The sequence below is a fragment of the Prevotella brunnea genome (genome assembly GCF_008016795.1).
Classification (GTDB): domain Bacteria; phylum Bacteroidota; class Bacteroidia; order Bacteroidales; family Bacteroidaceae; genus Prevotella; species Prevotella brunnea.
Genome location: NZ_SDIK01000054.1, coordinates 37,926 through 57,784 on the forward strand (window position 1 = coordinate 37,926; position 19,859 = coordinate 57,784).

17 protein-coding genes are annotated in these 19,859 nt (G+C 41.7%); 15 read left to right on the forward strand and 2 right to left on the reverse strand.

Annotation, left to right across the window (positions count from 1 at the left end; translation table 11 throughout):
* Positions 1-1,114: 1,114 nt before the first annotated feature.
* Positions 1,115-1,930, reverse strand: a complete 816-nt coding sequence (locus ETF27_RS07300; RefSeq protein ID WP_130828619.1) for a DUF5715 family protein — start codon at positions 1,928-1,930, stop codon at positions 1,115-1,117.
* 108 nt (positions 1,931-2,038) lie between these two features.
* Between ETF27_RS07300 and ETF27_RS07305 the strand changes: the two genes are divergently transcribed.
* The 15 genes from ETF27_RS07305 to ETF27_RS07375 all read left to right on the forward strand — a co-directional run bounded on the left by ETF27_RS07305 (position 2,039) and on the right by ETF27_RS07375 (position 19,032).
* Positions 2,039-3,004: a PhoH family protein gene (locus ETF27_RS07305; RefSeq protein WP_130828618.1), complete on the forward strand. Its 966-nt coding sequence runs from the start codon at positions 2,039-2,041 to the stop codon at positions 3,002-3,004.
* A 4-nt stretch (positions 3,005-3,008) separates the two neighbouring features.
* A complete protein-coding gene (locus tag ETF27_RS07310; protein WP_147785638.1) occupies positions 3,009-3,959 on the forward strand; it encodes a phosphoribosylaminoimidazolesuccinocarboxamide synthase in 951 nt (316 codons plus the stop codon).
* A gap of 87 nt (positions 3,960-4,046) precedes the next feature.
* Positions 4,047-4,781: a bifunctional demethylmenaquinone methyltransferase/2-methoxy-6-polyprenyl-1,4-benzoquinol methylase UbiE gene (gene ubiE, locus ETF27_RS07315; RefSeq protein WP_147785639.1), complete on the forward strand. Its 735-nt coding sequence runs from the start codon at positions 4,047-4,049 to the stop codon at positions 4,779-4,781.
* 15 nt (positions 4,782-4,796) lie between these two features.
* Positions 4,797-5,546, forward strand: coding sequence for a shikimate dehydrogenase family protein (locus ETF27_RS07320; protein WP_147785640.1), 750 nt, complete (start codon positions 4,797-4,799; stop codon positions 5,544-5,546).
* Positions 5,547-5,577: 31 nt separating this feature from the next.
* On the forward strand, positions 5,578-6,744 hold the full coding sequence (locus tag ETF27_RS07325; protein ID WP_147785641.1) for an AIR synthase-related protein: 1,167 nt from the start codon (positions 5,578-5,580) through the stop codon (positions 6,742-6,744).
* Positions 6,745-6,758: 14 nt separating this feature from the next.
* Positions 6,759-7,868, forward strand: coding sequence for a peptide chain release factor 1 (prfA, locus tag ETF27_RS07330; protein WP_147785642.1), 1,110 nt, complete (start codon positions 6,759-6,761; stop codon positions 7,866-7,868).
* A 49-nt stretch (positions 7,869-7,917) separates the two neighbouring features.
* A complete protein-coding gene (gene pyrF / locus ETF27_RS07335; RefSeq protein WP_130828612.1) occupies positions 7,918-8,739 on the forward strand; it encodes an orotidine-5'-phosphate decarboxylase in 822 nt (273 codons plus the stop codon).
* 48 nt (positions 8,740-8,787) lie between these two features.
* Entirely contained in the window at positions 8,788-10,008 is a 1,221-nt protein-coding gene (locus tag ETF27_RS07340) for an HD domain-containing protein (protein ID WP_147785643.1), read from the forward strand.
* Between the two features lie 43 nt (positions 10,009-10,051).
* A complete protein-coding gene (gene lpxD, locus ETF27_RS07345) occupies positions 10,052-11,092 on the forward strand; it encodes a UDP-3-O-(3-hydroxymyristoyl)glucosamine N-acyltransferase (RefSeq protein ID WP_130828610.1) in 1,041 nt (346 codons plus the stop codon).
* A 6-nt stretch (positions 11,093-11,098) separates the two neighbouring features.
* On the forward strand, positions 11,099-12,484 hold the full coding sequence (locus tag ETF27_RS07350; protein ID WP_130828609.1) for a bifunctional UDP-3-O-[3-hydroxymyristoyl] N-acetylglucosamine deacetylase/3-hydroxyacyl-ACP dehydratase: 1,386 nt from the start codon (positions 11,099-11,101) through the stop codon (positions 12,482-12,484).
* Between the two features lie 10 nt (positions 12,485-12,494).
* Positions 12,495-13,265, forward strand: coding sequence for an acyl-ACP--UDP-N-acetylglucosamine O-acyltransferase (lpxA, locus tag ETF27_RS07355; protein ID WP_130828608.1), 771 nt, complete (start codon positions 12,495-12,497; stop codon positions 13,263-13,265).
* 7 nt (positions 13,266-13,272) lie between these two features.
* On the forward strand, positions 13,273-14,187 hold the full coding sequence (miaA, locus tag ETF27_RS07360; RefSeq protein WP_130829713.1) for a tRNA (adenosine(37)-N6)-dimethylallyltransferase MiaA: 915 nt from the start codon (positions 13,273-13,275) through the stop codon (positions 14,185-14,187).
* Between the two features lie 47 nt (positions 14,188-14,234).
* Positions 14,235-16,742: a transglycosylase domain-containing protein gene (locus ETF27_RS07365; RefSeq protein ID WP_130828607.1), complete on the forward strand. Its 2,508-nt coding sequence runs from the start codon at positions 14,235-14,237 to the stop codon at positions 16,740-16,742.
* 2 nt (positions 16,743-16,744) lie between these two features.
* Positions 16,745-18,526 carry an AAA family ATPase gene (locus ETF27_RS07370; RefSeq protein WP_130828606.1) on the forward strand — a complete coding sequence of 594 codons (1,782 nt, stop codon included), beginning with the start codon at positions 16,745-16,747 and terminating at the stop codon, positions 18,524-18,526.
* A 5-nt stretch (positions 18,527-18,531) separates the two neighbouring features.
* Positions 18,532-19,032, forward strand: coding sequence for a hypothetical protein (locus tag ETF27_RS07375; protein ID WP_130828605.1), 501 nt, complete (start codon positions 18,532-18,534; stop codon positions 19,030-19,032).
* A gap of 398 nt (positions 19,033-19,430) precedes the next feature.
* On the opposite strand, the gene ETF27_RS07380 is transcribed toward ETF27_RS07375, so the two are convergent.
* A partial coding sequence (locus ETF27_RS07380; RefSeq protein ID WP_240048151.1) for a transposase occupies positions 19,431-19,859 on the reverse strand: 429 nt, incomplete at its 5' end.

The window sequence follows — 19,859 nt, forward strand, 5'->3', positions numbered from 1 at the left end:
TTCCGTCTGATGATAAGAGGGTATGCTCACATGGCATACCCTCTTATTTTTCAAAATGATCACACAGCCAATGAGAGGCGGTTTTATTCAACAATTCAACAAATAGACATTAAAAATACAATTTCACAAACAATTATTAGGAAATATGAGATATTTAGTGTATATTTGCAACAAGAAGTCGAGAATGTGTCGCCATTCTATAAGTCTAATATGTTGAACGGCTTTCGCGACATGGTAAGCCTAAGGAGGAAATAACTATGAAACGCAGACCAAAAATGTACAACGAACGCGAGTACGAACTTGACAATATGTATCAAGAAGATGACCGCCAAGTAGAATTAACCAACGATGACGACTGGTATTAACTGTCTCGAACTCATCGTAGCGATGATCGCAGGGTTATTCATAAGCCATTAGGTTTTGAAGGGGGGGCGACCCGATTCAAATGAAGAAACGTGGCTGTGCCGGCTTGGGTACAGCCACGTTTTTATCATTCAATTAAAATACACCTTCATTGATCGTAGTGAAAATACAGAAGCGACTATATCGATTTTTCAATTTAGATTTCTCAGCATCAATTAAACTCTTCTAATCAAGGCAATATAAATTGTCCTAAAGTTCAACTAAATTAATGATTGCTTGCAAATATTTTTACAATGAGAATTTTTCAAATAGAGGTAAAAAGGGTGAGATTTTTTCACAGAGAACTAAGCAAGCAAAATGAAAACGACAAAAATGAAGAGGCATCGTCTTCAAAAGCTAAGCTTTTACCATGCCATCGCCTTGATTATCGGTTCTAAACGCCATGTTTTGTTCGCCAACAGCTAAGCTTTTGAGAACCAATGGCTAAGCTTTTGCAAACCAATAGCTAAGCTTTTGAAACCCGAAGAATCACCTGTTTTTCAAACACAACTGATTATCAATGGATTAAGAAACGCACCTATTTTTCGCATAAACACAAACGAAGTCGAACAAAAATTAAAACATGCACTTCATTTCAACCGACAAATGTGAACATTTCTTATTTTATTGTCCTTTTTATCGGTTGTTGATTTCAAGTAACTGAAACCGGCTTACTGTTTCACTTTCGCAAGCCGGCAGGGCATTGAACATGTTATCTGACCGTGATATGGAAGCATCCTTGTTTCTTCTCATACTTTATGTAGCAACGCTCCTGCTTCCGCATGTCGTTCAACACCTCGCACAGCACCCATTTCAACGTGTCATCACGAACGGGACGCGATATGGCACCATACTTATTATAAGCCACATCGAAAGTCGTTCCACGCAGATGGCAACTGTTTTCGGTGGCATTACCATTATGACGCCGAAGCTTCTCCACATCTTCCTTTGTGCGCAACACACTTGTAACATACAACTTGTTAAGGGGAATACCCTTTATCTGCAAGCTGTCGAAGAAATTCCGACCGATGTCTTGAAGCAATATCGCGGCTCTCGGAACAAGATAAGGAATGCTGCTCGACAACTTTCTCACTTCATAATAAGGATTGGCAGCTATGTAAACCAGTTCACGTTTTCTATTCTCCGCATCTTCACGATTCCTTACGGGAGGCACTCCATGCAACGATGCCGCAGCCCATTGGACGTTTTGAGAGTCAGGAAAACTCTCCTCATAACTCGCCACGCTCCAGATTTTATGCCGTCCCTCCTTACCATCAGCTGTAAAAAAGCGGGATGTCGCGCGCTGAGCAGGATCAATACTTTTATCGCCCATATTTCCCTCGAATTGCACATTTTCATTTTTATCTTTGGAATGGCGAACGTCAGAGAGTCCACTCTCATGTGTGGAGGACGAACGCCTCACCTTAACAACGGAGGGATAAATGAGACGAGTCAATGCCAAAGCCGCCGTTACGACAAGAAATATTTTTAGAAAGCCATTCTTCGTTATTTTATACTTCTTCTTCATTTGGCAAAGGTAAGCATAAATTGAGAATAATAAATTATGAATTAAGAATTATTTGCAAGGTTCGCTATTTTATATTAACTTTGTGCCCTATAAATTACAAGAGAAAAGTTGATAGAAAAGCATATTATTCTTGAAGACATCGACCCGGTGGTTTTCTATGGGGTGGGCAATTCGCATCTACAGATAATCAAGTCGCTACACCCTAAAATAAGGATTGTGGCAAGAGACAATGTCGTCAGGGTGCTTGGCGACGAAGAAGAGATGGCAAAGCTGGAAGAACACATTGAGAAAATGCGCCGGCACATTGTGAAATACAACACCATCCATGATGAAGATATTCTTGACATCGTCAAAGGAAGAAAATCAAGAGAAGAGGCAATAAAAGGCGTTTTGGTTTACTCCATCTCCGGAAAGCCCATAAAAAGCCGCTCGAAGAATCAACAAGAATTGGTGGATGCTTTTGAAAAAAATGACATGGTGTTTGCCGTTGGTCCTGCCGGAACCGGAAAGACTTATTTAAGCATTGCCTTGGCGGTTAAAGCTCTTAAGGAGAAAACTATCAAACGTATTATCCTATCGCGCCCCGCGGTGGAAGCCGGAGAGAAATTAGGTTTTCTGCCGGGCGACATGAAAGAAAAAATCGATCCGTACCTCCAACCATTATATGACGCTTTGGAGGACATGATTCCGACGGTGAAACTTCAAGACATGATGGACAAGCACGTTATTCAGATTGCCCCATTAGCATTCATGCGCGGACGAACACTCAACGATGCCATTGTTATCTTGGACGAGGCTCAAAACACCACACCGGCGCAAATAAGAATGTTCCTGACTCGTTTGGGATGGAACTCAAAAATGATTATCACCGGAGACATGACTCAGATAGACCTTCCCCACAACCAAAAGAGCGGATTGAAAGAAGCTTTGTCCATCCTTTCGGACACAGAGGGAATTTCGGTCATCAACTTAGACCAAAGAGATATCGTAAGACATAAGTTGGTAACAAAAATCGTTACCGCCTACGAAGCCTACGACAAGAAAATATCAAAACAAAGCGACTCTAAAAATTGAAGAAATGAACGCATTAACAAAAACTGATTTCCATTTTGATGGACAAAAGAGTGTTTACCACGGTAAAGTACGTGATGTTTACGACATCAACGACGACCTTATTGTAATGGTGGCTACTGACCGTATTTCAGCTTTTGATGTCGTATTACCGAAGGGAATCCCATTCAAAGGCCAAGTTCTCAACCAAATCGCCGCAAAATTCTTAGACCAAACCGCAGACATCTGTCCCAATTGGAAGTTGGCAACGCCGGATCCGATGGTAACGGTAGGCTTGAAGTGCGAAGGCTTTCGTGTGGAAATGATTATTCGCTCCATCCTTACCGGTTCGGCATGGAGAGAATACAAGAAAGGTTGCAGAGAGCTGTGCGGAGTGAAGTTGCCCGACGGAATGAAAGAAAATCAAAGATTTCCGGAACCAATCATCACCCCTACGACGAAGGCTGACGAAGGACATGACATGAACATATCGCGCGAGGAGATTATTCGCCAAGGACTTGTATCGGAAGAAGACTACAACATCATCGAAGATTGGACGCGGAAACTCTTTGCCCGCGGTCAGGAAATTGCGGCAAAGCAGGGATTAATCCTCGTTGATACAAAATACGAATTTGGCAAACGCGATGGGAAGTGCTATCTCATTGATGAAATCCACACACCTGACTCCAGTCGCTACTTCTATGCAGACGGCTACGAAGAAAAATTTCGCAATGATGAGCCTCAAAAGCAGCTATCTAAAGAGTTTGTGCGCCAATGGCTCATAGACCACAATTTCATGAACGAGCCAGGACAGGTGATGCCGGAAATAACCGATGAATATGCGGATAGCGTCAGCAACAGATACATTGAGCTATACGAGCACATCACCGGTGAGAAATTCCAACGTGCCGACAATCATGAGGATTTGGCACTGCGCATCGAAAACAACGTGAAGAACTATCTAAAATCTAAGAAATAAACATCAAACCATCCGACCTTGCCTCACGCCGAAATACCAACAAAAAGATATGACGGGGTGAGGCAAAGCCGATAATGACGGAAATGCGTGTATAAACAAGAAAAAATAAAACCATATAACGGTTCCGGAGAAAAAGGAAAACTTGTAGAGGAAATGTTCGACAACATTGCCCCGACTTACGACACGCTGAATCACAGATTATCATGGGATATTGACAAGGGGTGGAGGAAGAAAGCGATAAAACGGCTTCTACCCTATCACCCAAATAAAATTTTGGACATCGCAACCGGAACAGGCGATTTTGCCATCCTCGCTGCCCGAATGTTAAAACCGCAATCGGTAACGGGTGTTGATATTTCTGAGGGAATGATGCAAATAGGCAGGGGCAAAGTGAGACAAGAGGGAATGCAAGATATCATTTCGTTCCACAAGGAAGATTGCCTGAACTTATCATTCACTGCTGAAACTTTCGATGCAGTAACGGCTGCTTTCGGAATTCGCAACTTTCAGGACTTGGAAAAAGGGCTGAGCGAAATGTACAGAGTTTTGAAAACCGGCGGACATTTATGCATCATCGAACTGACTACACCGGTTCTTTTTCCCATGAAACAACTCTTTCGATTTTACTCGACCTACATTCTACCCGGCTATGGACGGCTCGTTTCTAAAGACGAGAGTGCTTACGAGTACCTAAACAAGACAATAGCTGCTTTTCCACAAGGAGAGACGATGATGGAAATTCTCAAGAAGATCGGTTTTTCCAGTACATCGTTTAAACGCTTAACTTTTGGAGTCTGCACAATGTATTTGGCTGAAAAATAAAAAACATTCTTTGTTATGGATAAATACGGACTTATAGGCTTTCCGCTTGGACACTCATTCTCAATGGGATATTTTAATGAAAAGTTTGAGAGTGAAGGAATTGATGCGCAATACATCAATTACGAAATTCCGGAACTTGACAACCTCCTTGAAATACTTAATTCCACTCCGGAACTAAAAGGGCTTAACGTTACCATTCCGTATAAGAAAAAGGTGATGAAATACTTGGATTACATCAGTCCGGAAGCAAAAGCCATTGGAGCTGTTAATGTTATAAGAGTGGAACACAAAGGTTCCAAAACCTTACTGAAAGGCTATAACAGCGATGTAACAGGATTTACGAAGAGTATAGAGCCATTATTGGAACGCTACCATAAAAAAGCCTTGGTATTGGGCACCGGCGGCGCAGCAAAAGCCATACACTACGGACTAAAACAACTTGGGGTGGAACCTCGATATGTATCCAGACGGAAGAGCTTGGAAGGATTGACATATTATGACATATCACCAAAGATCATAAAGGATTACAACGTAATTATCAATTGCACCCCATTGGGGATGTATCCGAATATAGAAGAATGTCCGAAACTCCCATACGAGGCTATGGATGGGCATACATTATTATACGATTTAATTTACAACCCGGACGAAACCCTTTTCTTACAGAAAGGAAGAGCACACGGAGCCGTAGTGAAGAACGGTTTGGAAATGCTGCTTCTACAAGCTTTCGCATCTTGGGCATTTTGGAACGGTACAGAATATTAAAGATTTATTTTTCAACTATTCGACAAAGATTATGAACAACAGATATGCAATGCGTGGCGTCAGCGCGGCGAAAGAAGACGTACATAATGCAATAAAAAACATAGACAAGGGGCTTTTCCCACAGGCTTTTTGCAAAATCATACCCGATATTTTGGGAGGCGATCCGGAGTATTGCAATATCATGCATGCCGATGGAGCAGGAACAAAATCGGCATTGGCTTATTTATATTGGAAAGAAACAGGCGATTTAAGCGTATGGAAAGGCATTGCCCAAGATGCCATCGTGATGAATACGGACGACTTGTTGTGTGTGGGTGCGGTAAACAACATACTGGTGTCTTCTACCATTGGCAGAAACAAAATGCTCATCCCCGGAGAGGTAATCTCCGCCATCATCAATGGTACGGACGAACTATTGGCAGAAATGAGGGAAATGGGGATTGGAATCTATCCCACAGGAGGCGAAACGGCGGACGTAGGCGACTTGGTGAGAACCATCATCGTGGACTCTACGGTAACTTGTCGCATGAAACGTTCGGATGTAATTGACAATGCCAATATTCGCCCCGGCGATGTCATAGTAGGATTAAGTTCAACGGGACAAGCTTCTTATGAAAAGCACTACAATGGTGGAATGGGCAGCAACGGTCTGACGAGTGCCAGACATGACATCTTTGCAAAATATCTTGCGGAAAGATATCCGGAGAGTTACGACCATGCCGTACCTAACGAACTCGTTTACAGTGGGAAATACACACTGACCGACAAGGTAATGGGTAGCCCCATCAACGCCGGAGAGCTGGTTCTCTCTCCTACTCGCACATACGCGCCGGTAGTCAAACGAATTCTCGATGAATGCAAGCCGGAGATACATGGCATGGTACATTGCACCGGGGGAGCACAGACAAAAGTGCTGCATTTCGTTGGTGAAAATTGCAAAGTGATAAAAGACAATATGTTCCCGGTTCCTCCGTTGTTCAAAGCGATTAAGGAGAGCAGCGGCACCGATTGGAAAGAAATGTATCAGGTGTTCAACATGGGGCATCGCATGGAAATTTATGTAAGCCGAGAAGTTGCAGAGCAAATCATCAATATCAGCAAATCGTTCAACATCGATGCACAAATCATCGGACACATAGAAGAAGGTAACAAGAGTTTGACCATTGAATCCGAGCACGGTAAATTCGAATACAAATAAAAAGTAAATAGCGCATGGCAGAAAACAACATATTAGAGAAATTAGATGGTCTCGAAGCCAGATTTGAAGAAGTTTCCACTCTCATTACCGACCCGGAAGTGATTGCAGATCAGGAGAGATATGTTAAACTCACAAAGGAATATAAAGAACTTAACGACATCATGAATGCTCGTAAGCGATACATAACTTGCCTGACAACCATTAAAGAAGCCAAAGATATTCTCGCCAACGAGAGCGATCCGGACATGAAGGAAATGGCAAGGATGGAACTAAACGAGAACGAAGAACTGCGCCCTGACTTGGAAGAAGAGATAAAGTTGCTTCTTGTGCCCAAAGATCCTGAAGACGATAAAAATGTACAGATGGAGGTTAGAGCCGGAACCGGTGGAGACGAGGCGGCTCTCTTTGCCGGCGACCTTTTCAGTATGTATAAGAAATACTGCGACAAGAAAGGATGGACATTGTCGGTAACAGCTGCTTCGGAAGGTGCAGTGGGAGGTTTCAAGGAAATCGACTTTGCCATTTCAGGAGATGGGGTTTACGGTGTGCTGAAATACGAATCAGGAGTTCATCGAGTTCAACGCGTCCCAGCCACAGAAACCCAAGGTAGAATGCACACATCGGCTGCCACGGTGGCAGTATTGCCTGAAGCTGATAAATTTGAAGTGAACATCAATGAAGGCGATATAAAATGGGATACGTTCCGTTCGAGTGGTGCCGGTGGACAGAACGTAAACAAGGTAGAATCAGGCGTGCGCCTACGTTATCCGTGGAAAAACCCTAACACGGGTGAAGTGGAGGAAATCTTGATAGAATGTACTGAAACACGCGATCAACCGAAGAACAAAGAAAGAGCATTGTCGAGACTGCGCACTTTCATCTACGACAGGGAGCATCAAAAATATGTAAACGATATCGCCACCCGACGCAAGAGCCTTGTCTCTACAGGTGATCGCTCAGCTAAAATCAGAACATACAACTATCCGCAAGGTAGGGTTACAGACCATAGAATTGGTTATACAACGCATGATTTGCAAGGTTTCATGAATGGAGACATTCAAGACATGATTGACGCATTGACCGTTGCAGAAAATGCAGAAAAACTAAAAGAATCGGAACTATAATCATTAACCTCTCTCATCTTTTCATTAAGATGGGAGATATTTTTATATTATGAACAGAAAACAATTAGTTGAACACATCTTTACGAAGAAAACCTTTTTGTGTGTAGGTTTAGATACCGACTTGAACAAGGTTCCTGCATTTATTTTAAAGAATGAAGATCCAATATTCACATTTAACAAACGCATCATTGACGCAACCGCTCCTTATTGCATCGCCTATAAACCCAATTTGGCGTTTTACGAATGCTACGGATTGAAGGGGATGCATGCTTTTGAGAAGACAATTCAATATTTGAAATCTAACTATCCGAATCATTTTATCATCGCTGATGCTAAACGGGGAGACATTGGGAATACATCGAGAATGTATGCTCAAACATTCTTTGGAGAATATGACATCGATTCCGTTACCGTAGCTCCTTATATGGGAGAGGACTCCGTAAAGCCTTTCCTCGAATATGATAACAAATGGGTGGTATTGTTGGCTTTGACCAGCAACAAAGGAAGCAAGGATTTTCAATTTTTGGAAGACAAAAAAGGAACTCGACTTTTCGAACACGTTCTGACAAAATCTCAAGAATGGGGAACACCTGACAATCTCATGTATGTGGTAGGTGCCACTCAAGGACGTTTGTTTGAAAACATAAGAAGATTTGTTCCGGATAATTTCCTTTTAGTGCCGGGAGTTGGCGCACAAGGAGGAAGTCTGCAAGAAGTCTGCAAATATGGAATAACAAAAGATTGCGGACTAATCGTAAATTCCTCAAGGGGAATAATCTATGCTGATAATGGCGAGAGCTTTGCCGAAGAAGCTGCCAAGAAAGCTAAAGAATTGCAAGAAGAAATGGAAAAAGAACTTGCAAGACTTTGACTTTCAAAGGCTCGTATTCTGTTTTGAACCACGGCATCACCTTTAACAATGAACGATAACAAAATAATCAGCGACCCGGTTTTTGGCTTTATACGAATACCAAGAGGAATTCTACTTGATATTATTAAGCATCCGCTGATGCAACGGCTCTCAAGAATCAAACAACTCGGAGTAACTTCCGTTGTTTATCCGGGTGCTCAACACACAAGGTTTCAACACTCATTAGGTGCTTTCCATCTGATGGGTGAGGCTATATTATCGCTTCAGCAAAAAGGTGTATTCATTTTCGACAGTGAGGCAGAAGCCGTTCAAGCAGCTATCCTCATGCACGATATAGGGCATGGTCCGTTCTCTCATGTTCTTGAAAACACATTGATTCAAGGAATATCGCACGAGGAAATATCACTCATGATGATGGACTATATTAATAAGGATATGAATGGAGAGCTGTGTTTGGCAATAAAAATTTTTAAGGACGAGTATCCCAAACGTTTCCTGCACCAACTTATTAGCAGTCAGCTGGATATGGATAGACTGGATTATCTTAGGAGGGATAGCTTCTTTACCGGCGTAACGGAAGGAAATATAGGGTCGGCAAGAATTATCAAGATGCTGAATGTGGTGAACGACGCACTTGTGGTGGAACAAAAAGGAATTTATTCCATTGAGAACTATCTCACCACAAGACGCTTGATGTATTGGCAGGTCTATTTGCACAAAACAGCCGTTGGATATGAAAAGATTCTTATCAACACATTGTTGCGAGCCAAGGAGTTGGTAAGAAAAGGGAAAGAACTCTTTGCCTCCCCATCGCTTCAGTTCTTTCTTGAAAATGATGTTGATACCAATTTCTTTCATCAGAATTCGGAAGCACTTCAAAATTATATTGAATTGGACGATAACGACCTTTGGTCCGCGCTGAAAGTTTGGAAGAACAATGAGGATACTGTCTTATCTACTCTTGCCTCTGACTTTATTAATCGAAAATTATTTAAGGTTGAGATACATGAAGGACCTATTTCGAAATACGCCATCGAAGAACAAAGACATAAACTCTGCAGTGCACTCAACTTAGATTACGAGGATACAAAGTACTTGGTGTGTAATGACACAATTCAAAAAGACATGTACGACATTAACGACGATCACATAAGCATCCTATCAAAAGATGGTCAACTAAAAGATATTACAGAAGCTTCTGAAATTCTTAATATTGATCTTCTATCAAAAAAAATTCGCAAATATTACTTATGTTATCATAGAATATGACAAAAGTTTGTTATCTTTGCAAAATTAAGCACAAACAGTAATAATGGAATTTACCGCAAAGCAAATCGCACAATTCATACAAGGACGCATAGAAGGAGACGAAAATGCGCGTATCAATTCTTTCGCGAAAATAGAGGATGGAAAGAAAGGTGATATATCATTCTTGGCAAATCCCAAATATACGCACTACCTCTACGAAACTGACAGCACCATTGTTTTGGTGGATGAAGACATCAAAACAGAGAAACCGACCACTACCACGCTAATTCGTGTAAAAAACGCAAGAGATTGTGTAGCAAGACTATTACAACTCTATGAGAGTATGAAGCCTAAGAAACAAGGTATTGATCCTTTGGCGTTTATCTCACCAAAAGCAAAAATTGGTAACAATGTATATATAGGGGCGTTTGCATACGTTGGGGATAACACGATTGTTGGCGATGGAGCACAAATCTACCCACACGCAACCGTGATGGACAATTGCACATTGGGAAACAATTGCATCATATATCCGAATGTCAGCATTTATCATGAATGCAAGTTGGGTAACAATGTCATCATTCACTCCGGAGCTGTAATCGGTGCCGATGGCTTTGGTTTTGCCCCTAACCACGAAAACAACAACTACGATAAAATCCCACAAATAGGAATAGTAACCATAGAAGATAATGTTGAGATAGGTGCGAATACTTGCATAGACCGCTCAACGATGGGAAGCACCTATCTGCGCAAAGGAGTTAAGATAGATAACCTTGTTCAAATAGCCCACAACAATGACATAGGGGAAAATACAGTCATGAGTGCTCAAGTGGGCATCGCAGGCTCAACCAAAGTTGGGCAATGGTGTATGTTCGGAGGACAGGTGGGAATAGCCGGTCATATTGAAATTGGCGACAAAGTTTTTCTCGGTGCGCAATCCGGAGTTCCCGGTAACCTCAAAAGCAATCAAACGCTGATAGGAACTCCTCCCATGGAATCAAAGCCATATTTCAAGTCTCAAGCAATATTCAGAAAACTACCTGAAATGTACAAACAACTAAATGCTTTACAAAAAGAAATAGAAGAACTGAAAAAGAATAAGTAACTGATAATGGAAACTACAAAGCAGAAAACGCTCAAGGGAAGTTTCTCTCTCTTCGGCAAAGGATTACACACGGGATACAGCCTGACAATTACCTTTAATCCTGCACCGGATAATACAGGCTACAAAATCCAACGAATAGATTTAGATAATCAGCCCATCATAGACGCAGTTGCGGAAAACGTGATTGACACTCAAAGGGGAACAGTCATCGCTCGCGGAGATGTTCGTGTAAGTACTATTGAGCATGGCATGGCTGCTCTATATGCTATGGGTATTGACAACTGCCTCATACAAATAAACGGTCCGGAATTTCCTATCTTGGATGGGTCATCAGCCAAATATGTAGAAAAGATTAAAGAAGTTGGCATCGTTGAGCAAAAAGCCCCTAAAGACTACTACATCATACGCAAAAAGATTGAAATCAAGGATGGAGATTCCGTCATTACAATATTTCCCGATGAACAATTCTCTATCACGGCGATGTGTTCTTTTGAATCGAAGTTCATAAGCAGCCAATTCGCAACTTTGGACAGTATAGATGAATTTGCTTCAGAAATAGCTCCGGCACGAACTTTTGTCTTTGTAAGAGACATTATGCCATTACTGAAAGCTGACATGATCAAAGGAGGGGATCTTGACAATGCGATTGTAATCTACGAAAAACAAGTAGAGCAAGAAAGATTAAACCAATTGGCAGACCTGCTTAAAGTGCAGCGTATCGATGCCAATGCCATAGGATATATTCAGCACAAACCACTAATGTGGGACAATGAATGTACCAGACACAAACTGCTTGATATCATTGGCGATGTAGCTTTAATCGGTAAGCCTATCAAGGGGCGTATTGTAGCTACCCGACCGGGGCACACTGTCAATAATAAATTTTCAAGACTCTTACGCAGAGAAATACGCAAACATGAAATCCAAGCTCCAATTTACGACCCAAATGAAGAACCACTGATGGACAATATCCGCATCAGGGAGTTACTCCCCCACAGATACCCCATGCAGCTGGTTGATAAAATAATCGCGATGGGCTCCACCAGTATTGTAGGCGTAAAGAACGTAACAAGCAACGAAATGTTCTTTCAGGGACACTTTCCACAAGAACCGGTAATGCCCGGTGTTCTCCAAATAGAAGCCATGGCACAATGTGGCGGAATCTTGGTGTTATCGCAAGTAGAGGAACCGGAGCGATGGTCAACCTATTTCTTAAAGATTGATGATGTAAAATTCAGAAAGAAAGTTGTCCCGGGCGACACGTTACTTTTCAGAGTAGAATTGTTATCTCCGGTAAGACATGGCATCAGCTCAATGAAGGGCTATATGTTTGTAGGCGATCAAGTTGTTGCGGAGTCTTCTTTCACAGCTCAAATTGTTAAAAACAAATAAAAGCCCCAAAATGAACAAAATAAGCCCAATGGCATTTATTCACCCAAATGCCCAACTTGGAGAAAACAACATTATCGGTCCCTTTTGTTACATAGATGATAATACCATCCTCGGCGATAACAATATACTCCAAAACAGTGTAACCATCAACTATGGTGCAAGGATTGGGGATGGCAATGAATTCTTTCCGGGTGCAAGTATTTCCACAAAACCACAAGACTTAAAGTTTCAAGGTGAAGATACAATTTGCGAAATTGGCAACCACAACTCTATCCGTGAGAATGTTACCATATCGCGGGGTACCGCCTCCAAAGGAACAACGATTGTTGGCGATTATAATCTTTTCATGGAAAACATGCACATCGCTCACGATTGTATCATAGGCTCGCACATCATTGTGGGAAACTCCACGAAATTCGCAGGAGAAGTAACAATAGATGATTTTGCAGTTATCTCCGCAGCTGTTCTTTGCCATCAGTTCTGCAAAATTGGCAGAAACGTAATGATTCAAGGTGGAAGCAGATTTTCGCAAGACATACCTCCATACATTTTAGCGGGCAGAGACCCCATAAGATATACCGGTATCAATATCATCGGGCTTCGCCGGAGGGGATTTAGCAAAGAACAAATCGACCAAATACATAACGCATATCGTATTCTGTACAGCGAAGGCACAAGAGCAGAGAATATGCAGAAGATAAAAGACACCATGGAACTGACGCAAGAAGTAAAAAATATTATCGACTTTGTGGAAACTTCCGAACGAGGAATCATTAAATAGCATACGATTGGAGCCACAGACCCTGATAGTTGTAACCGGTCCCACCGGTGTGGGAAAGACCGATTTGGTACTGGAAGTGGCTGAAAGCCTAAACATTCCAATTATAAATGCCGATTCAAGACAGATTTATGCCGAGCTGCCAATAGGTACCGCAGCACCAACAAAAGAACAATTGGCAAAAGTAAAACATTATTTTGTTGGAAATCTTCATATTACCGATTATTTCTCGGCGAGTTTATATGAAGAAAAGGTATTGGAACTGATGGCTCAACAACCACAAACGTCTTTCATCCTTAGTGGCGGTTCCATGATGTACATTGATGCGGTTTGCAACAGCATAGACGAAATGCCCACGATAAGTGATGCGGTTCGAACCGAAATGAAACGGAGACTTGAAAAAGAAGGATTAGAAACTCTTGTCGATGAATTAAAATCCCTCGACTATGAACATTGGAAAATTGTTGATCGGAAAAACCCGAGAAGAGTAATTCACGCATTGGAGATTTGTCATCAGTCAGGCACGACATACACCTCTTTTCGCAAAAGAAAGAAAAAAAAGCGTCCTTTCAAAATTATCAAGATAGGTCTGAACAGACCACGAGAAGAGTTATATGCCCGAATCAATCAAAGAACCCGCAACATGATTGCTGAAGGACTGATAAAAGAGGCTTTGAACGTTTATTCTTACCGACATCTCAATGCGCTCAACACTGTGGGATACAAAGAAATGTTTGATTACCTTGACGGGCTGACCACTTTGGATGAAGCAATTCTCAAAATTCAAAGCAATACACGAAGATATGCGAGAAAACAGCTCACATGGTTAAAAAAAGACACTTCCATGAGATGGTTTGAACCAAACGACGTTGAAGAATTGTTAAACTACATTACAAATAATCTTTCTTCATACCAAATCCATTAAATTTGCATTGTAGAAAACTACTCAATGACAAGAATACGTTATAGACGATGAAAGGTATTTTGAATTTCATAAAGCAATTATTTATGGGAATACGCCAATTCTTCCCTTGGTACAGGAATCTATATAAAGGCAGAAAATGGTACACTAAGACTGCTCTCGCAGTGGTGTCATTGATAGTTTGTGTCTTTTTATACTTCGGAATGGTAGATATTAACTTCTTATGGCTATTTGGAAAATCTCCGGGATTTATAGACATCAAGACACCACAAACTTTTGCCGCTTCAGAAATTTACAGTTCAGACTCAGTATTGATAGGTAAGTTCTTCAAGGAGAATCGCTCTCCCGTGAAATATGAGGAGGTAACACCTCATTTTTGGAATGCTTTGATTAGCACTGAGGATGAAAGATTTTACAGCCACCATGGAGTAGATTATTTAGGTTTGGCAGGTGCATTGAAAGATGCCGTTACCAAAGACGGTGCTCGCGGAGCTTCCACCATCACCCAACAGTTGGCAAAAAACATGTTCCGAGTTCGTACTCAATATTCAACCGGATTATTGGGCAAAATTCCGGGTATCAGAATGTTAATCATGAAAAGCAAGGAATGGATAATTGCCCTCAAACTCGAACTCATCTATTCCAAGAAAGACATCTTGACGATGTATGCCAACACCGTGGATTTCGGTAATAATGCTTATGGTATTAAGACTGCCGCAAGAACCTATTTCAACACGACGCCGGCAAAACTGACACTTGATCAGGTTGCAACACTGGTGGGAATGTTGAAAGCTACCACGTATTACAACCCCATCACCAATCCCAAGAACTCTTTGGAGAGAAGGAACACCGTTTTATACAATATGGTAACACACAACAAGTTATCAAGAACAGAATACGATGCCATATCGAAAATACAAACGAAATTGGACGTTCACGTGGAAGAGAACTATGACGGACAAGCACTCTATTTCAGGGAATATATAGCCAACTACTTAAAAGATTGGGCAAGCGAAAACGGCTATGACCTCTACAGCAGCGGACTTAAAATCTATACCACGATAGATACGCGTATGCAAAAATATGCGGAAGAAGCTGCCATGAAACAGATGAAAAAAATACAAAAGGACTTCAACAATCATTGGAGTGGGCAAGATCCGTGGCGAGACGAGAATGGAAAATTAGTACCCGGGTTTATCGAAAGTATCGCTGAAAAACAACCTTTCTATAAAAAGCTGTTAGAGAAATATCCCAACCAACAGGACAGCGTGCTTTATTATCTGAATAAGCCACACACTGTTCAACTCTTTGACTACGAAAAAGGCTATATCACAAAAGAAATATCGTCATTGGATTCCATAAGGTATATGGTGAAATTCATGCACTGTTCCATGGTGGCTATGGAGCCTCAGACCGGTGCAGTAAGAGCATGGGTGGGCGATGTGGATTTCAAGACATGGAAATACGACAAGGTAACAGCTGCCCGACAACCGGGTTCTACCTTCAAGCTGTTTGTCTATTCGGAAGCGATGAACCAAGGACTGACACCTTGCGATAAGCGACGCGATGAATTTATCAGCATGCAGGTTCCCGATAAAAAAACAGGACTTATAAAGACATGGACTCCCGGTAATGCCAACGGAAGATATTCCGGCGATTCCGTTACGCTAAAGACAGCGTTCGCGAGAAGTATCAATACCATCGCGGTGAGACTGGGACAGGAAATGGGAATTAAAAACATCATCAGAACCGCCCAAGACATGGGGATAAAGAGTCCGTTAGATGACGAGCCTTCGCTGGCTTTGGGATCAAGCGATGTAAACTTGCTGGAAATGGTCAATTCCTATTGCACGGTTGCCAACGATGGAGAATTTCACGAACCCGTGGTCGTAACAAAGATTGTAGATAAAGATGGAAATGAGGTCTATGTGGCACCCAACGAGACAAAACAAGTGATGCAATACAAGAGTGCTTTCTTCATGCAACAACTATTGAAAGCCGGTATCACTGACGGCAGAGGCACGAGTCGTTCCTTGAGCCAATATATCATTGGCGATACCGATTGGGGAGGAAAAACCGGTACTACAAACAACCACTCTGACGCTTGGTTCATGGCGGTAAGTCCCAAACTTGTTGTGGGGGCATGGGTCGGAGGAGAATATAGAAGCATCCATTTCCGAACCGGTGCGTTGGGACAAGGTTCCAAGACAGCTTTGCCCATTTGTGGTAACTTCATCTATTCCATTCTACGGGACAACAAATTCAGAAAATATCACGCAAAATGGATAAACAATACCGACGAAATTGACGCTGAGATGTATAATTGCCAAGAGGTACAACCAAGACGCCATGAAGTTGATAGTCTTGAACTTTACCTAAGGGAAAAGAGAAAAGAGACGCAAGAATCTGATGAGGACGAAGACAATACACAAGAAAGCGAAAGCAATCCGAACATTGTACCCGAAGAAGACGCGCAACGATCGATACCTGCACCAAATGTTCCCAAGCATCCGATGCCACCAATCACCAAGCCCAAAATAGAACCCATTGAAAACTAATAATGTCGAAAAACAAAATTGACATTAATGGCATAGAACTGAATAATGAGGATTTTCAGAAGGCACTCCAAATTATTCAGTTCACGCATAATTCTCTTTTTCTGACCGGCAGAGCAGGAACGGGAAAATCGACATTCCTGCACTACATCGCCGCGACTACCAAGAAAAAGCATATTATATTAGCCCCAACCGGCATCGCGGCCATTAATGCCGGTGGATCAACACTGCACAGTTTCTTCAAACTTCCCTTTCATCCCCTTCTCCCAAACGACCAACAATACTCCGTAAGAAATATACGGAACGCCCTAAAATACAATTCCGACAAACAAAAACTTTTGCGCGAGGTGGAACTTATCATTATTGATGAAATCAGTATGGTAAGGGCTGATATCATCGACTTTATCGACAAAGTACTTCGTGTTTACAATCGCAACATGCGAGAGCCGTTCGGTGGGAAACAAATGCTGTTTGTCGGAGACATTTATCAATTGGAACCTGTTCTGAAAGAAGAGGACAGAAAATTGCTTCAAGCATTTTATCAAAGCAGCTACTTCTTCGACGCAAAAGTGTTCCAACAAATTCCACTCGTCAGCATAGAACTACAAAAAGTCTATCGACAAAACGACCCCACTTTTATTTCCATTCTCGACAGAATTCGCACGAATCAAATCAACAATAAGGATTTGGCTCGTATCAACGAACAGGTATGCCCGAAAGAAAAAGAAGAACCGGTTGGAAAAGAAAAGGACAACGATTTGTCCGTTACCCTATCTTCGAGACGCGACACTGTAGATTGGATAAACTCTCAACAACTTGACCTGCTTCCCAACGATAAAGTTACTTTTTTCGGAAATATCACAGGCGAATTTCCAGAAAGCAGCCTTCCCACATCCATGGAATTGGTGCTCAAGGTGGGAGCACAAATCATGTTCATCAAAAACGATATAGAAAAGCAATGGGTTAATGGAACTCTCGGCACGGTTAGTGGCATTGACGAGGAAGATGGGCTGCTCTACATTCATACAGAGGAAAACGAAGACCTACAGGTGGAAAGAGAGACATGGGAAAATATCAGATATCGGTTCAATGAGGAAGAACAAAAAATCGAAGAGGAACAGATAGGTACATTTGAACAATTCCCCGTTAAACTGGCATGGGCGATAACCGTACACAAAAGTCAGGGACTTACGTTTAAGAACGTAACCATAGATTTTACCGGAGGGGTTTTTGCCGGAGGACAGACCTATGTTGCACTCTCGAGATGTAAGAGTTTGGAAGGAATCACCTTGCGTGAACCCATAAAAAGAAATGACATATTCGTAAAATCCGAAGTAGCACATTTCGCAGAGCATTTCAACAATAGGAGCATAATAGAAAAAGCACTGGTGCAAAGTAAAGCCGACAAAGAATATTTCGATGCCAACGCATCGTTCGAGCGGGGAGATTTCGATTCATTCTTAAAAAACTTCTTCTTGGCCATACACAGCAGATATGACATTGAAAAACCCATTGTCAAAAGGTTTTTAAGGCGTAAACTACAAATCATCAATCGACTAAAGGATGAGAACAAAGCACTTAAAGAGCAACAAGTCCGACAAGCCCAACTCTTGAAAAGATTATCAGCTGAATACGTAGTCATGGGTAAAGATTGTGAAAAGGAAGGAATGACTTCCGCTGCCATAAACAATTACAAAAAAGCTTTGGAACTTTATCCCGACAACCCATCAGCCAAGAGAAAATTGAAAAAGCTTCTTCCGAAAGAGACACAAAAAAATAAATCCTGAAACAAATGCACAACTCACCCGGTTCATATATCACACATATCATCTCACTTTTCGGAATTGCGTTGCTCACAGCATGCAACGGTCAAAAAGTGCACAATGTTCCAACCGGAGATACTGTCGCAGCTGAAGTATTTGCCCCCATAGAACAAGACACAATCGTTCGCATAAATCTTCAACAAATTACCAAATTGGCATTTCCCAAATACAAAATCAAGAAAGCAGAACCGATTCTCCCCGACTCCATCAGCATCGCCGCCGATGAGGAAACCGTTAGCGGAGGTAATTACAAAGCCACATTGGTGCTCGACTCCGTCCCCTCAAAGGCTTTTTACGCAAGAATTGAAAACGCGGCAAAAAAGGACACCTGCTGGACTATTAACAAGTTCGCGTGTATCTACGATTGTAAAGACAAAAATAACGGAAAGTATCAAGTGATTGTAAGCAAGGACACGCCACTCATCTACGTTACACACCTCAACGCAGACATGATAAAACAGAAAAAATAATTTTGTAAAAAATCTTCACCCCTTATATTCAAGTCCTTTGCTTTTGCCGTGTAAAAGAGCTGTTTTTAGGCAGCAAAAGAGCATCAACAAGATTGCATCAAGTCATGAACATTTGACGTATTTTATTCCGATGCCGAATAACACATATCCCTTTATGTCCTCAATCCGTATTCAGGTGATGGCAAACAGACGCTTGATAGTGAATATTCTACTCGACCATCATTGTGAAATTATATTACAAAAACTGCATCCGAGACATGCTTCGTAATTTACTGATAATCAGAAGGATATTAATTGCTATTTAAAAGCTTGCCTTTTGCACTCCAATTCATGACCTTTGGCAATGCAAAAGCTTACCTTTTACGGAGCAAAAGGTAGTGTCCTTAAAAGTGTGTAATTCATCTTTCCTTTCTCTGTACTTCCACTGTTATTTTATTCTTTTCTTTCCAGTTTTTGAATTGATATATTCTCCTTTCATATGTCGTCTTTGTTTCCTCCATCGCCACGGCTGCCAGGAGGAAGATGACAGACTTCTCTGATGGCATGGATGTTCTCATTTGGATGGTTCTCCTGTACTTCCTGTTGAGCCTTTCAATCCAGTTGGTCGTATATATGCACCTCTGCACTTGAGCCGGGAAGTCCATATACGTGAAATAGGCACTGTTGCGTTCGGCCTTGTATTTTCTTAGTGCAGGATATTTCCTTTCCCATTTCTCGACAAAGGTAATGATTTGTGCGTATCCCTGCAAGGAATTCATTTCGTTGTTCTCCAGTTGTAACACCTCACTGAGTTGCTGCGCCATTACCGGTTTGTCTTTATGTGATGC

What these genes read in the sequence shown, in the direction of transcription:
- prfA (WP_147785642.1), top strand. Translation starts at nt 6,759, where the DNA reads ATGGCAGAAAACAACATATTAGAGAAATTAGATGGTCTCGAAGCCAGA.
- lpxA (WP_130828608.1), top strand. Translation starts at nt 12,495, where the DNA reads ATGAACAAAATAAGCCCAATGGCATTTATTCACCCAAATGCCCAACTT.
- ETF27_RS07325 (WP_147785641.1), top strand. Translation starts at nt 5,578, where the DNA reads ATGAACAACAGATATGCAATGCGTGGCGTCAGCGCGGCGAAAGAAGAC.
- ETF27_RS07340 (WP_147785643.1), top strand. Translation starts at nt 8,788, where the DNA reads ATGAACGATAACAAAATAATCAGCGACCCGGTTTTTGGCTTTATACGA.
- ETF27_RS07310 (WP_147785638.1), top strand. Translation starts at nt 3,009, where the DNA reads ATGAACGCATTAACAAAAACTGATTTCCATTTTGATGGACAAAAGAGT.
- pyrF (WP_130828612.1), top strand. Translation starts at nt 7,918, where the DNA reads ATGAACAGAAAACAATTAGTTGAACACATCTTTACGAAGAAAACCTTT.
- ETF27_RS07365 (WP_130828607.1), top strand. Translation starts at nt 14,235, where the DNA reads ATGAAAGGTATTTTGAATTTCATAAAGCAATTATTTATGGGAATACGC.
- ETF27_RS07350 (WP_130828609.1), top strand. Translation starts at nt 11,099, where the DNA reads ATGGAAACTACAAAGCAGAAAACGCTCAAGGGAAGTTTCTCTCTCTTC.
- ETF27_RS07320 (WP_147785640.1), top strand. Translation starts at nt 4,797, where the DNA reads ATGGATAAATACGGACTTATAGGCTTTCCGCTTGGACACTCATTCTCA.
- ETF27_RS07300 (WP_130828619.1), bottom strand. Translation starts at nt 1,930, where the DNA reads ATGAAGAAGAAGTATAAAATAACGAAGAATGGCTTTCTAAAAATATTT.
- ETF27_RS07370 (WP_130828606.1), top strand. Translation starts at nt 16,745, where the DNA reads ATGTCGAAAAACAAAATTGACATTAATGGCATAGAACTGAATAATGAG.
- ETF27_RS07375 (WP_130828605.1), top strand. Translation starts at nt 18,532, where the DNA reads ATGCACAACTCACCCGGTTCATATATCACACATATCATCTCACTTTTC.
- lpxD (WP_130828610.1), top strand. Translation starts at nt 10,052, where the DNA reads ATGGAATTTACCGCAAAGCAAATCGCACAATTCATACAAGGACGCATA.